Annotated in this window: 15 protein-coding genes; 6 read left to right on the top strand and 9 right to left on the bottom strand. The window is 40.3% G+C overall.

Annotated elements, in window-relative coordinates:
* Positions 1-29: 29 nt before the first annotated feature.
* Positions 30-851, bottom strand: coding sequence for a mechanosensitive ion channel (locus R3E32_05160; GenBank protein MEZ4884110.1), 822 nt, complete (start codon positions 849-851; stop codon positions 30-32).
* Positions 852-1,152: 301 nt separating this feature from the next.
* Here R3E32_05160 and R3E32_05155 point away from each other — a divergent pair, with 301 nt between their 5' ends.
* Positions 1,153-2,553, top strand: coding sequence for a T9SS type A sorting domain-containing protein (locus tag R3E32_05155; protein ID MEZ4884109.1), 1,401 nt, complete (start codon positions 1,153-1,155; stop codon positions 2,551-2,553).
* A 121-nt stretch (positions 2,554-2,674) separates the two neighbouring features.
* Here the strand turns inward: R3E32_05155 and R3E32_05150 are convergent, their stop codons facing one another.
* Genes R3E32_05150 through R3E32_05135 form a run of 4 tightly spaced genes read right to left on the bottom strand, consistent with a single transcriptional unit; the run spans position 2,675 to position 3,701 of the window.
* Positions 2,675-2,896, bottom strand: coding sequence for a T9SS type A sorting domain-containing protein (locus R3E32_05150; GenBank protein MEZ4884108.1), 222 nt, complete (start codon positions 2,894-2,896; stop codon positions 2,675-2,677).
* A gap of 12 nt (positions 2,897-2,908) precedes the next feature.
* A complete protein-coding gene (locus tag R3E32_05145) occupies positions 2,909-3,175 on the bottom strand; it encodes a Txe/YoeB family addiction module toxin (GenBank protein ID MEZ4884107.1) in 267 nt (88 codons plus the stop codon).
* Positions 3,176-3,186: 11 nt separating this feature from the next.
* Positions 3,187-3,501: a hypothetical protein gene (locus R3E32_05140; GenBank protein MEZ4884106.1), complete on the bottom strand. Its 315-nt coding sequence runs from the start codon at positions 3,499-3,501 to the stop codon at positions 3,187-3,189.
* A gap of 17 nt (positions 3,502-3,518) precedes the next feature.
* Positions 3,519-3,701 carry a hypothetical protein gene (locus R3E32_05135; protein ID MEZ4884105.1) on the bottom strand — a complete coding sequence of 61 codons (183 nt, stop codon included), beginning with the start codon at positions 3,699-3,701 and terminating at the stop codon, positions 3,519-3,521.
* A 524-nt stretch (positions 3,702-4,225) separates the two neighbouring features.
* On the opposite strand from R3E32_05135, the gene ltrA reads away from it, so the two are divergent.
* Positions 4,226-5,470: a group II intron reverse transcriptase/maturase gene (gene ltrA, locus R3E32_05130; protein ID MEZ4884104.1), complete on the top strand. Its 1,245-nt coding sequence runs from the start codon at positions 4,226-4,228 to the stop codon at positions 5,468-5,470.
* Between the two features lie 102 nt (positions 5,471-5,572).
* Here ltrA and R3E32_05125 read toward each other — a convergent pair whose 3' ends face one another.
* The 3 genes from R3E32_05125 to R3E32_05115 all read right to left on the bottom strand — a co-directional run bounded on the left by R3E32_05125 (position 5,573) and on the right by R3E32_05115 (position 8,092).
* Entirely contained in the window at positions 5,573-7,102 is a 1,530-nt protein-coding gene (locus tag R3E32_05125; GenBank protein ID MEZ4884103.1) for a T9SS type A sorting domain-containing protein, read from the bottom strand.
* Positions 7,103-7,175: 73 nt separating this feature from the next.
* The gene (locus tag R3E32_05120; protein MEZ4884102.1) at positions 7,176-7,700 is read right to left on the bottom strand and encodes a T9SS type A sorting domain-containing protein; all 525 of its coding nucleotides are present in this window, start codon (positions 7,698-7,700) and stop codon (positions 7,176-7,178) included.
* A gap of 143 nt (positions 7,701-7,843) precedes the next feature.
* Entirely contained in the window at positions 7,844-8,092 is a 249-nt protein-coding gene (locus R3E32_05115) for a T9SS type A sorting domain-containing protein (GenBank protein ID MEZ4884101.1), read from the bottom strand.
* Positions 8,093-8,169: 77 nt separating this feature from the next.
* On the opposite strand from R3E32_05115, the gene R3E32_05110 reads away from it, so the two are divergent.
* Positions 8,170-9,204 (top strand): DUF6268 family outer membrane beta-barrel protein, encoded by a 1,035-nt coding sequence (locus tag R3E32_05110; GenBank protein ID MEZ4884100.1) that lies wholly within the window; start codon positions 8,170-8,172, stop codon positions 9,202-9,204.
* Positions 9,204-10,598 carry a hypothetical protein gene (locus R3E32_05105; protein MEZ4884099.1) on the top strand — a complete coding sequence of 465 codons (1,395 nt, stop codon included), beginning with the start codon at positions 9,204-9,206 and terminating at the stop codon, positions 10,596-10,598. The genes R3E32_05110 and R3E32_05105 overlap by 1 nt, the downstream gene beginning before the upstream one ends.
* 396 nt (positions 10,599-10,994) lie before the next feature.
* Here R3E32_05105 and R3E32_05100 read toward each other — a convergent pair whose 3' ends face one another.
* Entirely contained in the window at positions 10,995-12,497 is a 1,503-nt protein-coding gene (locus tag R3E32_05100; protein ID MEZ4884098.1) for a redoxin domain-containing protein, read from the bottom strand.
* A gap of 97 nt (positions 12,498-12,594) precedes the next feature.
* Between R3E32_05100 and R3E32_05095 the strand changes: the two genes are divergently transcribed.
* Both R3E32_05095 and R3E32_05090 read left to right on the top strand, forming a co-directional pair.
* Positions 12,595-14,133 (top strand): hypothetical protein, encoded by a 1,539-nt coding sequence (locus R3E32_05095; GenBank protein ID MEZ4884097.1) that lies wholly within the window; start codon positions 12,595-12,597, stop codon positions 14,131-14,133.
* Between the two features lie 168 nt (positions 14,134-14,301).
* Complete coding sequence (locus R3E32_05090; protein ID MEZ4884096.1) at positions 14,302-15,234, top strand: glycosyltransferase family 2 protein; 933 nt, start codon at positions 14,302-14,304, stop codon at positions 15,232-15,234.
* The last annotated feature ends 201 nt before the right edge of the window (positions 15,235-15,435 follow it).

Here is a 15,435-nt window from a genome sequence, read left to right as displayed (position 1 = left end):
GAGTACATTGAATTTAATGTACTCACCAATTACCCTTTCGCATTGATGTGATGCACAACTCTTTGTGGGAAAGGAATTTCAATGCCTGCTTTATCCAAAGCAATTTTGCCTTTTTCCAAAATTTGAACCGTTACAGCAGGGCCATCTAATGGCTTACACCATGGACGCATATCTAAATCCACACTGCTGTCACCTAAGTTTACTACTGCTACACTTGGAGCAGGTTCTTGCAGTACCAAAGGGTGATTTTGAAGCACTTCCATGAGAGCCTCTCTTGCCTTACCAATATTCTCTCCATAACCAATACCAATCGCAAGGTGTAGTCGAATTAAGCCCGCTTGTGACATATTCACTATGTTATTGCCCGAAACCGAACCATTGGGTAGGTAAATAGTTTGTTTGTCGTTGGTTTCTAGAATGGTCGTAAATAGCTGAATTTCTTTTACAAATCCTTCGTGTCCTTGTGCTTTGATATAGTCACCTACATTGAACGGACGAAAGAAAAGAATCAGAAAACCTCCTGCAAGATTTCCTAAACTGCCCTGCATTGCCAAACCAGCTGCCAATCCAAATGCTCCCAAAACGGCAACAAAAGAGGTGGTTTCAATACCCAAAGTCGAAATGACTGCCAATAAGAGCATGATTTTGAGGAGGATAGAAGTAGTAGAAGTAATAACAGGTTTTAAGGTGGGGTCAATTCTGTTTTTATTGACTATTTTTTGAATGGTTCGGTTGATGATTCCAACTACCCACCAACCAATGATTAAGAATAGAAAACCTCCAACGAAACGGGTGCCATATGTTAAGACGAGTTGTTCAATATTTGCTAAATCTAAACTTGAGAAGTCCATAATCTAAAATTCTTGGTTAAACATCACATTTTAATCTAAAACTTGGAATACTACCCAAAAAAGGGGAGGCAATATTTAGTGACAAAGATATTAAATAACCACCACAATTGAATTAATTTACTGATTTTATTGACCACAAACGTTTTGTGATATAAAATTTCAAAAAGTTGCATTGCTTCAGCAAAAATTGTTAAAGAGCATAAATAAATTCAGAGTCTGCTAGAAATGGTTTATTTTTGTGTAGATAGCAACCCTCTCACCACTGTTTAGTTTAAGTAAATTCCAAAATTTTCAAAAAATCATGAAAAAACGAGTACCCTTTTTGTTTGTTTATACTGTTTTGTTTTTCTGTTTGGGCTACATCTTTTGTTCCATCCCCCTAAAAGCACAAATTTGTCCCATATTGAGCCATCCTTCCGCCATTTCTTCCGACCACCCAACACTTGATGTGCTGCAATGGCAAATAGGTTATTCACTCTTGGCAGAAGTATGCGAAGCATCAGCAGGAGTCCTGACTGTCAATGTAGAAGACGGATGTTTGATGGGGGAGGAGTTGGAGGCTTCAACCAATGATACACACCAAACAGCAGCAGGATATACGCTTTATTATGCCCTTTGGGATGTCACCAACCCCAATGCTCCACGCTTCAAAGCCATCAACACAACGGGTATTTTTGATGCGCCTACCGAAACAAAAACCTATCAAATCTATGCATACAGCGAAAAAACAGATGACGCACCCATTCCTTCCTTGATTACCCATCCCCATCTGCCCATCACTGCAATAGGAACAGAACAAGCAGGCTGTTTTCAAGTCGTTGCGACCAATCCCTTCAAGGTCTTGGGAACGTTTCGTTTAGAAAGTGTGAGCAGTGTCGAAAATTCCAACATTCATATCTATGAAATTTGCGGTGGACAACTGCCCTACGACTACGATTTTCAAACAACAGGCGGATTTTCGACAATTGACGAATTTCCGAGCAGTAATCCCAATTGCCGCCAAGTCAGGCTGGTCTATGCCACAGGTGCAACTTGGAATTTGAGCATCAAAGACGCTGGGAATTGCAGCAATGTGTTGGCTTACAGTAGTTCGAGTAGTGCGTTCCCAATCATATCAAGTTTTGAAGTGACACCCGAACATTGCCCTGCTGATTTTGATGGAGCTATTTCGGTGTTTGTTGAGGGCGGAATCAAGTGTGATGCGCCCAACGAACCGTATGCCTACGCTTGGGAAGGGTCCGACGGTTTTACGAGCGATAAAGCCACGATTACCAAACTCAAAGCAGGGTTTTATACGGTAGTGGTGACGGACTGCATTGGCAATACCACCACCGAAAGCATTTATGTGTATCGTGGCGGAGATGAAATCATTGGAGGCGGACGATCTCGTGCAGGTTGCCGCAGAGAGGCTGGAAAAACGGCCTTGGAAAATACGGCAATGGAATGGATTGAAGTCTATCCAAATCCCATTGTGCAGGAAGCCTATCTCGAATTTAGTTTGGAAAAATCAGCTGCCATTGAAGCACGTTTATTGAACTTCAATGGACAGGAAGTTACCAACTTGTTTGGTGGAAAGGTAGAAGATGGTGTGAAACAGCGCATTGCATTTTCGGTCAATGAATTACCTGCTGGTATGTATATCCTTCAATTGCAGGCTGATTCGGGATGGCAGTATTTTGAGAAGGTGCAGGTGGTGAAATAGAGGGATTGTGTGGGATAGGTTGGTATAGGAAAATTCCTCGAATCCAACTCAAACTCATTCACTTCAATTGTCGGTACTAGAAAACAGAAATTTTCAAAATTTCTGTTTTCTCATTTTGAGCTTATTCCACGACCATCTTCTCCCTCCCCCAAATCGCTCCTGTTTCATCCTCCAAGACCACCAAATACACGCCACTCCGCCAATCCACAACTTCCAATTGCAGGATTTTCTGTCCCAAATCCAAAGGAATTTGTGTGATTAATTGCCCTGTGGTATTGTAAACCGAAAGCTGTGTGGCGGGTGTGTTCCAAGAAAATTGTACTTGTTGAACGCTATACTTGATCCAAAGATTGACTTATTTGGAGTAATGAAATCGACATTGAAAAACGACAACATTTGCGTTTTCATCCATTTTATAAACCAATCTGTGTTCTTGTGTAATTCTTCTTGACCAATACCCAGCAAAATCGTATTTTAAGGCTTCTGGGTTACCCAAACCTTTATAGGGATGTTTTCGTATATCGGCAATCAATACAATGATTTTTGACAATATTTTACGGTCATTCTTAGCCCAATAGAATAAGTCTTCAAATCCTGTATTTTCAAATATTACTTCTTCCATCTGTGTGATTTCTATAGTTTTTGCAGATTTTCCCAACTAATTTTTTTCAAGTTCTTCCCAACCTCATAGTTCTCAATTGCATTCAGCAACCTTTCTTTGTTTACAGGGGAACTTGAAAGATAAGCTGTGTCATCTTCAAAATCATCTTCAATAGCTTGCACTGAAATCAGCAATTTGCGATTTGGGAACAAAGTTTTTAGAGAATTTAAGAAATCCTCATTCAACTCGTTGGCGTTTATTTTATAAGTTGTTTCCATTACGAAATTTATTTTTGAGCAATAAGATATGTAAAGTTGATAACAGTCATTGATAAAAATAGGTTTCATTTCAACCAATTTGTGATTTAATCAATGGCAATCAAAGCCAAGTCTTTGTACTGCTGCCAAGTAGTGGTATGAGAAGGTAAATTTTGCAGGTATTTTCGCATTTTAAAATATTTTACATTCAGAAACACATCTTTATACAAACGAACAGCAAGCAGAAAAGGTTGGATGTCAATCAACAAACCAAACGAAAACTTTGTCAACGGTCGCAGACCTTGGTGTGTCCTGAATGCTCATAGAGCAATGCTATCATTGAGATGGAGGAAACGACCCTCCGAAGGCTACTTACAGGAGTCGCCTTCAAACCACCTTCGGGTGCTTTAACTGTGAAGTTAAGGTACTGAGCGCAGAAGGAAAAGGCTATTGGCTAAATAGTCAGGTAAGTATGAAAGAGCTGAACGCAAGTGAACCACTGATGAAGCATCGAAACAACCAACCGACCTCGTCAAAAGCGAAAATCAGGGTCATTTCGTGATAACTTTAGCGGCAACCTGTTTACTGGCTAAAGGGTGAGCGGTGTATAAGTGGCAGGACTTTCATATAGGCTCAATGATGGAACAGGAGAGACGAACATCTATGACAATACTCTGAGAAAGAGTAAGATGTTCGAGTCGGACTATGTCATAGTAGTGTTGAAGATTCTGTAATGGGATTGGAGCGAAGGGCATAGCTCATTTACGTTTTAATATTTTAACAACCTCAAAAAAAAAAAAAAGGAAGGATTAGGATGGTTAAAACAAAGTCACAGCCTATTACCAAACAGATGGTATGGGCAGCGTATAAACGAGTGAAGACGAATCAAGGCGGTTCAGGAGTGGATGGAATGAGTTTATCTGATTTAGAGACAGACTTATCCAACCAACTGTATAAACTATGGAATCGACTGAGCTCAGGTAGTTACTTTCCACCTCCTGTCAAAGAGGTGGAAATACCGAAAGGAAATGGCAAAACACGTAAGTTGGGTATACCCACGGTTTTAGACCGCATCGCCCAACAGGTAGTTAAAGACCATTTAGAACCAAAGATAGAACCTTGTTTTCACAACAGTTCTTATGGCTATCGCCCGAATCGCTCTGCACATGCAGCGATTGGAGTAGCTAAAGAGCATTGTTGGAGATTAGATTGGGTGATTGACTTGGATATAAAGGGTTTCTTTGATGAACTGAATCATGAGCTGTTGTTTAAGGCACTGTATCGTCATACGGACGAGAAATGGGTGTTGATGTATATAGATAGATGGCTAAAGGCGAGTGTAATCACAAAAGATGGCACGAAGCGAGAGCGAACGAAAGGTACACCTCAAGGAGGTGTTATTAGTCCCTTATTAGCCAATCTATATTTGCATTATGGATTTGATAAATGGATGGAAAAGCAATTCCCAAGTTTATCATTTGAAAGATATGCAGATGACATCATTGTTCACTGTCAAAGTGAGCGACAAGCTGAATATGTGTTGAGTCAAATTCGGGAACGACTACAAGCCTGTAAACTTGAATTACATCCCGACAAAACCAAGATAGTGTATTGTCGAGACAGTAATCGCAAGCAATCAACAGACAAACCCATGCAGTTTACTTTTCTGGGCTATGATTTCAAAGCGAGGAAAAGTAAGAATAGTCGAGATAATCGGGTATTTTACAGTTTTACACCTGCTATCAGCAACAAAGCAAAACAGCGGATAATCAAAGAACTCAGGCAACTTGGAATACAAAGGCGCACGGGTACAACTATCTACGGTCTTGCTAAAATGCTCAATAGAAAGTTGGAAGGCTGGATAAACTACTATGGTCGATACCGAAAATCGGTCATGTGGAAAATATTCTCAGTACTCAATATTCGGCTAATACGATGGGCAAGGAACACTTACAAACGGTTTAAGGGCAGTTGGCGCAAAGCTCACAAAGCTTTAAAGCAATTGCAGAAACGACAACCGAATCTATTTGTTCACTGGCGGCATGGCTATACGATTTAGACTGAATGAGAAGAGCCGTATGAGTCGAGAGGTTCACGTACGGTTCTGTGAGAGGCTGGGGGTGAAATTCCCCCGACCTACTCGACACAACAGTTGAAGTGACTACCGTACCACCATCTTCTCCCTCCCCCAAATCGCTCCTGTTTCATCTTCCAAAACCACCAAATACACGCCACTCCGCCAATCCACAACTTCCAATTGCAGGATTTTCTGTCCCAAATCCAAAGGAATTTGTGTGATTAATTGTCCTGTGGTATTGTAAACCGAAAGCTGTGTGGCAGGTGTGTTCCAAGAAAACTGTACTTGGTCTTGTGTGGGGTTGGGGAAAATGTGTAGGGAGTTTTGCTGCAATAGTGGTTCGTTTTCAATGCCTACTATCACGTCACAACTTTCTCCCTCGGCTAAGGCTTCAAATTCGCCCATGCAGTTGACTTTAACAACCCAAATATTAAAGCTTTCATCATTTTCCACATCATCAGGATTAAAAGCCTGTCCAACAGCAATCATTCCACCATCATTCGCAGCCACCATATCATAAAAATTTTGGTGTTTGGTTCTAACCGTATAATATTCCTTCTCCCAAATCAATTCTCCTTCTGAACTCAACCTTCCCATCCATCCCAATGTACTTGTAGAATTTCGGTCGTACCAACCTGCAAAACCAATAGAGCCATCTTTTAATTCTACTGCCTTGATAAGATTGTATTCTTCAATAGAATATTTCGATTCCCATTTCCAAAGAATGTTGTAATTGGTATCTATTTTAGCAATGTAATCAATGGTTACTATTTCACCATCTATCAATTTTCCCTCACAAGAATGTACCAAATAATTTCCATCTTTTAGTAATTCTATACCCATACCACAGTCCGTGTATTCTGTTCCGAATACTTGCTCATCAACGATATTCCCCTCTCCGTCCAATTCCAAAATATAGCCATCGTACTCTCCCAAAATGGAATTATCCAAAAAACCTCCAAACAACATATTTCCATTCGGCAGAACTTGAACACTTGTCGAATTGTCAAAGCCCTCATTGTCAATGTGCTTTTCCCATAATAAATTACCTTCCTTATCTGTCCGAATTATGTAAATATCGTAGGCATCCAAGCCTTCTCCTGTTTCTGAAAAATTTTGAGATACCCCTGTCATCACAAAACCACCATCTGCCAATTGTTTGGCTTGCAAGCCTGTATCGTAGTCCTCATAGCCATAAGTATGAAACCAGTCTTTATTACCTAAACTATCAAATTTTCCGATTAAGTATTTGGCAGGTAAATTTTCAGGAAATGCCTGTGCGTATCCTCCTCCAAAGGCGAAACCACCATCTTGAGTTTGTATCAGACCATTAAAACCCGTATAAAGAACTGCTGTACTATCAGCATATTTTTGCAGCCATATTTGATTTCCGTATTCATCTAATTTCATTAGAAATATAGACTGAATGCTGTAATTTTCTCTAACTTCATGGTCAAGGTATGCACCTAAAATCACTATATCTCCATTTTCTAATTGAGTTATGGAGTAAGCAGTTTCTGTTTCAGAGCTGAAATCAATGGTTTTATTAAAGTAGATTTGGGCAGATGCACATTTACATATAAATAAAAAAAATACCAAATAATATTTCATCATCAAAATTTAGTGATTAAAAAAAACTTGGCAACCCCAAATCATGGGCTGCCAAGCACTACATTAAAATTTCATATTAATGGTTTACAACTAATTTTTGGTGTGTCCATATTTTTCCTTCAATCTCCAAAGCACATATATATATGCCATTGGCTAAATGATGGATATTTATGCCCTCTCCATTTTGAACCTTGTATTGTTCCAACTTTTTACCAACTGCATTGTAAATATGCAAACTTGCTTCGGAAGTAGGATTGTTCCAGCGAATTTGAAGGTAGCTGTTAGCAGGATTGGGCATCAATTGAAGAATATTCTCAGTTATTACACCTTTTAAAGTACTTGCCCTCTTAGAAGATTGACTTGGAAATACAGGACTATCTATGGCATAGTTTTCTCCAAAAGCTTGATACAATATCCCTTTTGCATGATTGGCATAGACGGTGTTGGTTGCTGCGATGTTTCTGACCTTCTGTTCTTGTGTGCTGTTCATATTGCTATAAGCTATTCCACTCTGTTGAAGGTCAATGGCAATCAAAGCCAAGTCTTTGTACTGCTGCCAAGTAGTGGTATGAGAAGGTAAATTTTGTAGGTATTTTCGCATTTTAAAATATTTTACATTCAGAAACACATCTTTATACAAACGAACAGCAAGCAGAAAAGGTTGGATGTCAATCAACAAACCAAACGAAAACTTTGGCAACGGTTAGATTCTTACAGAATAAACCTTGACAACAGTTGAAGTGACTACCGTACCACCAACTTCTCCCTCCCCCAAATCGCTCCTGTTTCATCTTCCAACACCACCAAATACACGCCACTCCGCCAATCCACAACTTCCAATTGCAGGGTTTTCTGTCCCAAATCCAAAGGAATTTGTGTGATTAATTGCCCTGTGGTATTGTAAACCGAAAGCTGTGTGGCGAGTGTGTTCCAAGAAAATTGCACTTGGTCTTGTGTGGGATTGGGGAAAATGTGTAGGGAGTTTTGCTTCAATAGTGGTTCGTTGACGTTGAGTCGTCCTAAAAAACCCTATATTTGTCGAGTTCAATAGGTCAATATTTACAAAAGCTATGCGATTCATACAACTTAGAAAATGGTTATTGTGGACTACCATTGGCTTTCTAAGCCTTTGTACTTCCACTATTTTTGCACAAGAGAATTTACTCACCTGTCCTGATTCCACCTTTTGTGTGCCGAGCGTAGATGGAATGCCCCGCAGCAAGGGCATCATCTTTGAATACGAGAGAGTGGTGGACTACGGCATCAAAGCCAACTCTTCCAACCCTTCCATTGGAGATGTGAATGATGGAGGTATCAAAGTAAACAGACAAATCCAGTTTGTTTGCCGCCTACCTGTTTACAACAAAGAACACCTCAAAATAGCAGCAGGATTTCGCTACTTCACCGAAGAATTTCGCTTCGATGCCACCGACTATCCACTTTTTCAGAGCTTAGAAGACCGAGCCCTCAAAAGCATAGGCTTGTCAGCTTATATTGTTAAATCTTTTCGAGGCAACAAGTTCTTTTTGGTCAAATTGGGAGCAGATTTGAATGGCGATTACAACCAAGACATTGCGCCCAAAGCAGATTTTTTGAGGTACTCGCTCGTGCCATTGTTTGGGTGGAAAAAGAACAATCAAATCGCCTATGGTGTGGGTTTGGCCTATTCCTATGTTTTTGGTACTCCAAGATTTATACCCGTCATTGCTTACAACAACACTTTTAATCGCCGATGGGGAATAGAAATGTTGTTGCCTGGAAGCATTCGACTGCGACACAATATGAGTGAATCTGACATCTTTTACTTCACCACAAAAATTAACGGAGCCAGCTATCGCATCAACCTACACGACGAAGCCGCATTTGCCCAATACGATATTTTGGACCTCAAAAAATCGGAAATCAGGATATTTGCGACCTATGAGCGAGAAATTTACGATTTTGTATGGTTTGGCGTGAACAGCGGACTCCGCAAAAATCTCAGCTTCTACCTCAATGATTCCCTGAACGGTGGCGGCGAGCGAATCATTGAAGGGGATGTGAGGCGGGCCTTTTTCTTCAATGTCAGTTTGTTTTTAGTTCCCCCTCGAAAATTTATAGATTGATGAGCGATAAAAAAGGTTCTACAAGCAGTGCATTGCTGTTGTTGAGTATGGTCATTTTGGTGGGTTTGGTTTTTTATAGACAATTGTTTGAAGACAATGGCCTGTTGGTCAAAGGTAAAACCGATAATTGCGACGAATACCTACAAGATGCAGACAGCCTTTTTGCAGCAAAGCAATACGACAAAGCCCTCAATGTGTATCAAAATGTGCTGGACTGCAAACCCAATGACCGCTATACCAAAGCCCAAATTCGGGAATGTACCGAAAACTTAGACGATACTTTTCAGCGCACTTTTGGCGGTGCCGAACGGGATGAAGGTCGCAGTGTTGTGTCGGCTCACAATGGCGGATATGTCATTGCAGCAAATACCGAGAGTTTTGGTAGCGGAGGAAGCGACATTCACCTCATGAAACTCGACCGACTCGGGCAGTTGGATTGGCGGCGAAACTATGGCGGTTTGCGGGACGAAAAAGCCAACGACTTGATTGCCACCAAAAATGGGGGTTATTTGGTGGTTGGTTCTACCCAAACTTATGGCAAAGGCGAAGAAGATATGTGGCTTTTGAAGCTCAACAGCAGCGGGCGGAAGGATTGGGAAAGAACCTATGGCGGTGAAAAACAAGACATTGGTTTGAAGGTAATCGCTCTGCAAGACGGCAATTTTGTACTTTCGGGTTTGACACAATCGCAGGGCATGGGAAAGGGAGATGTTTGGTTGCTCAAAATAGATGCGGACGGCGATGTGCTTTGGGAAAAAACGATGGGAGGCGAAGATTGGGATGTCGGAATGGATGTGGTAGAAGCAGAAGCAGGAAGTTTAATCGTGGTTGGTTATTCACAGTCCTTCAATGAAAAACGGACGGCAGACGGTTGGGCTGCTAAAATAGATGCAAGTGGCGACAGCATTTATTGGACGCAAACTTTTGGAGGAGAACAGTCCGATATTTTCACCAACATTGTAGCGGCAAAAGACAGTACCTATATTTTGGCGGGCAATACCAAATCTTACGGCAATGGGGCAGAGGATGTTTGGATGTTGAAAATTGATAACAAAGGGCGCAAAATCTGGCAAAAAACTGTTGGCGGCAAAGGGCGAGATATAGCCAACAACTTGATGGTTACTTCAATGGGTGAATATACGGTTGTCGGACAAACTTCTTCGGCTGGTGCAGGGGCGGAGGATGCTTGGCTGCTGGGTATGGATGAAAGTGGGCGTTTTCTATGGAAAAACGAAGTGGGTAGCAAAGGCATGGATTCGGGAACGGCCATCGTTGAAACGGCAGACAAGGGCTATGTGATGGTCGGTGCAACGCCTACCGACAAAGGGGATATGGATATTTGGGTAATCCATTTGGACGGTCGAGGACGCAAGGCGCATGGGGAATTGCAGTAAGAAATAGCTTGCTCCGAGAACTCGCAGAAAGTGAAAATGGAGGAATGGTAAAATGGGTAATGAAAAACAGATAACCGAAATTTTAGAAATTTCGGTTATCTACCCTTTTTAAAACCGTATCCTATCGTTTGGTCACTATTCACGCAAATCCTTGAACAAAGCCTGCCCCGATTATCGGGGAATCGACTACGAAAAAGAATATGCCTGTATTGAGTGAGATTCCTTTCTGTAAACTATTCTTGTTCAAAGCTGTATGAAGGTTATCGAACTTAGGGCGTATCTTACCTGTTTTGAAGTTTACCAAACTTTTTAGTCAAAAAAAATATCAAATGGATTGTTCTCAAAATTTAATATACTCACTATTAATGAGTTATTTGAATTTACTTTTTGAATTTTCTATTTTCCTTCCGAAGCTTTCTTCATTTCTGCTTCTTTATCCGCATAAAACCTTTCCAGCATACTGTCAAACTGTTCTTCACCCAAACGTTTAGCAACGATTTCTTTGTTTTCGTCGAGCAGATATACCGTTGGTGTGCTGTAAATATCGTACACCTGTCGGAAATTGGATTTGTTTTGTGGGTCAATCACATGAATAAATGGAAAATCTTTGCCTTTGAGATACCCTTTCCATTTGTCCACCTCACTGCGGGTACAAACCGCATAAACTTTGAAGCCCTTGTCTTTGTACTTGTTGTATAGTTTGGTGATTTCAGGCATACGCTTTTTGCAGTTGCCACATTTGTAGTCCCAAAACAACACCATCAAATAAGAAGCCTCTACATCGTGCATCGAAACCATCTGCCCCTCTAAATCCTGCATTTTCATATTGCGGGCCTTCATGCCAATCAAATTGTAGCGCAATTTTTGGTAGCGTTCATTGATTTGCTCTTTTTGTTTATTCGTTATCCAATCAGCCTGACCCTTCAAATAGTAATTTGCTGCCAAATGCACAAAAACTCCTTCCATACCCATGATTTTTGACTGTTGGTATTTTTGAGTGATATAGCCCAGCGCATACTTAAACAATTCGTCGTTTGCCTTTGCATTTTCGATGATGATGTCAGCCGCCACATTGATAGAGTCGGGATGTTTGGGCGTATAAGTTTCAAGAAATTTTTCGATTTTGCTGTGAAAAATAGGAGTACGCAAAATCCGATTGTCCGAAAAGCTGAACCCATCCCAAAAGTGATTTTTGACATAGTAAAAAGCATAAAAAGGGTCAGCATCTTCCGCTTCTTTTCCTTCAACTGCTTCACCTTCTTCAACCGCTTCTGCTGTTGGTTTTTTAGGGGGAGTGACCTCTTCCATACACCTAAACAAGAAGGCAGTATAGCTATCAGGATGTTCTTTCATTAGGTCTTTTCGGTAGTCAAAAATGACCTTTTCAGCTTTACTGATGGCTGTTTGTTTTTCCTTCCGAGCCTCTTTTTCCGTTTCGGGAATCTCCTTCAATGCCTCTTTCATCTCTTGAATGGCATTACCTTGTTTGGAGAGAAAACGCTGATAATCATTAAAAATGACATTTTCTTCAGAGTCCGATACTTTCATAGAGTTGACAAAATCAGTCGTATCTACTTCAATGCTAAATTTTTGTGCATCTGATTCGCTTGGCACCAAAAATTCAAAATAACGACTGCCTGAATAAACGCCTAAATAAATGCCAGGGGGCAGAGCTTCCTCACCTTCAAATGTGGCGATGCCTTTTTTATCAATAACCGCCGTATCTTGAATAAAAATTTTGTGTCCGAGATGATACGCCAATAGCATCGTCGTATCTTGGACATTGGTGGCTTTTAGCTTTATTTTATATCCATCTGCAAAAGCATTGGAAGCAAATAAAAAACAAATAACAAAAAGAGAGAAGTATTGAAAAAAGCGTTGAGAATTATATTTAATCATGGTCAATATGAATTTTTACCCAAAATTACCAAAATTTTATCACTACAAATTGACAAATACCAAGTGAGTCCGTTTATTTTTGTTCAAATTATTCTGGATGAATTGGTTTGACAAATCGAGATTTACTGGTCATACACCTTACTATGGGTGTATTGCACTGTTTTACATTGTACTTACCCTTTGCAGCCTACACATTCCCTTTTTTTGGGACAATGTGTATTTGGTGTCAAAAATGGCACACTATTATTACGAAAATTCCTTCCCTTCTGTTGTGTTGCCGCTTCAATTAGATAGCGGACATCCACCTTTTTATGCCATTTATATCGCTGCAATGTGGACATTTTTCGGTAAAACATTGGCGGTCAGTCATTGGGCAGTATTTCCTTTTTTGGTCGGATTGGGAATTGCCTACTATCATTTAGCCCGCTATTTTTTACCTTCCAAAGCCCTGCCTTATGCCTTACTGCTGCTTTTTGCAGAACCCACCCTATTGGCTCAGAGTGTATTGGGAGGCGTTGACATTGCTTTAGTCTGTTTGTATTTACTCGCCCTAAATGGCATTTTTTACCGCAAACCATGGCTCTTATCACTTGCATTGTGCGGCATGGCAGCCTTTAGTTTGAGGGGAATCATTGCAGTAGGTTTATTGGGGATGACCGATTTTTTGGCAAGAATGGTAGATTCAAAAGAATGGGAAGAAGCGAGAAAGCGCAATTTGGGAGAAAAAACGATTTGGATTGAGGTATTTATTTTGCACCTTATTTCAGTTGTTCGCCAAATCATTCTAGCTTATCTCCCTGCAATGGTTTTGGTGGTTGGATGGTTGGTGTATCATTATCAGGTCAATGGTTTTTTGACCTCTAATCCCGATTCTCCGTGGGCAAATGGATATGGATATGTGGACTTCAATGGATGGCGGCGAAATCTCATGTTTACAGCTTGGCGTTTATTGGATTATGGACGAGTAATACTATGGTTTTTTGCCGCTATTTTACTCCTTCAATACTGGCAAAAACGCAAAACACCCACTTTAAAAACCGATGCTTTTCCTTCAAATTTCAATTCACTCTTTATTTTTACCATCCTACCTTTGATATTATACCTTCCTTTCCTCACCTTGCGCCAAACGCACATTTTACACCGCTATTTTATCCCTACATTTTTGTTAGTGAGTGTATTGTTTAGTGCAGTATTATTTGTAATTCAAAGTAAAAAATTGCGAAATCTTATTTTCATTGCAGCCGTGCTAAGTTTGTTGAGCGGACATTTTTGGATCTATCCCGAAAGGTTTCCTGCTGGTTCAGATGCTTCCCTGCTGTTTTTACCCTATTTTGAACTAAGCGACCAAATGACAGCTTACATTGAAGCACAACAAATTCCATTTGAAGAAATTGGAACAGAATTTCCAGCTGTTCGCCCCCGCAAATTTACCCGCCTCAACAATGACCGCCGCCAATTTGCAGATAGAGATAGTCGTTCACAACTCACTGATTTCAAATATATCTTGGAGTCCAACATCATGAATGATTTTGACATCAAATATTTGGAAATATTGCGGAAGGAGGGAGGTGATTGGCAATTGAAGCAAGAATATAGAAAAGGGCAAGTGTATATTCGTTTGTATGAACGGTATTAAAAATGCTTGTGAAAGGAGACTTTTGAAGCTTTTTTTTGAGAATACAGGAATGTTCTAATTTCCAGCACTTTCGAGGTTAAACTTCAAAAGTCTGGAAATGAAAAAGGTTTCACCTCAGTTTTTCTTGGAATTTGCGACATTTGCAGTCAACAAACCAAGCATACAAACATGGAGTCATTTCGTCAGCCAATCCTATTATCCATTGTATCACCCGTTTATCTTGCCGAAGAGATGGTAGATGAACTAGTGAGGCAAATCATTGTTGCTGCCGAACAAGTCACGCCCTATTTCGAGATTGTATTGGTAGAAGATGGCAGTCCCGATCATTCTTGGCGAAAAATTGAAGCGAATTGTCAGAAAGACAAGCGGGTGAAGGGCTTGCGTTTGAGCCGAAATTTTGGACAATATCCTGCAATCATGGCAGGTTTGAAGGCTGCAAAAGGGGATTATGTAGTGGTCATGGATTGTGATTTGCAGGACGATCCGATTTACATTCCGACTTTGTTTGAAAAGGCAAAAAAAGGAGATTTTGACATTGTGTTTACTTACGCCCAACAACACAATCAGTCTATGATGCGGCGTTTCACTTCAAAGGCGTACAATGCTTTGTTGAAGTTTTTGGCAGACTACAAGGGTTTTGACCGTCATGTTCGCAACTACTCGATTATCAGCCGAAAAGTGGTCAATGTTTTGCTGCAATTCAGCGATGAAGAACGCCATTATTTGATGGTATTAAGGTGGTTGGGTTTCGACTATGATTTGATGGAAATCAAACACAAAAGCCGAGCAGAGGGCGGGAGTTCCTATTCTTTCGCCAAACTTTTTCAAATGGCCATTACAGGCATTACCTACCAATCTTTGAAGCTGCTGCATTTTGCCATTTATATCGGTTTGACACTAAATATCATTGCAGTAGGGTGGGGGATAGCCGCTTTTTTTGCAGAAGGTTCTTTGGCTTTAGGCGCTTTGATGTTGTTTTGTACGGCGTTGATATTGATGGCGATTGGTATTTTGGGTGTTTATTTAGGCAAAGTTTTCAATGAGGTTCGCAATCGCCCACGGTTTTTGGTGAGCGAGACTTTGAATGTAGCAGAAGACTAATACAGTGATTAGTAAATTAGTGATTGGTGATTAGTTTTCAAAACTATTAATTGTCAGTTCTTTGTGTAAAAAAAATACATTGCCACTTATATAGTTTATACTGTGCTAAGTACAGGACAAAAGCATGTTTTGGATTTAAACCTTATGGGTTTAGATTTTAAAAATACATACAATTCTGTTGAATTGAAAAAAATACATGAA

The organism is Chitinophagales bacterium, assembly GCA_041392475.1.
Classification (GTDB): Bacteria; Bacteroidota; Bacteroidia; order Chitinophagales; family UBA2359; genus JAUHXA01.
The sequence above is the reverse complement of the archived record's forward strand: the minus strand, read 5'-3'. Positions and strand labels throughout refer to the sequence as shown.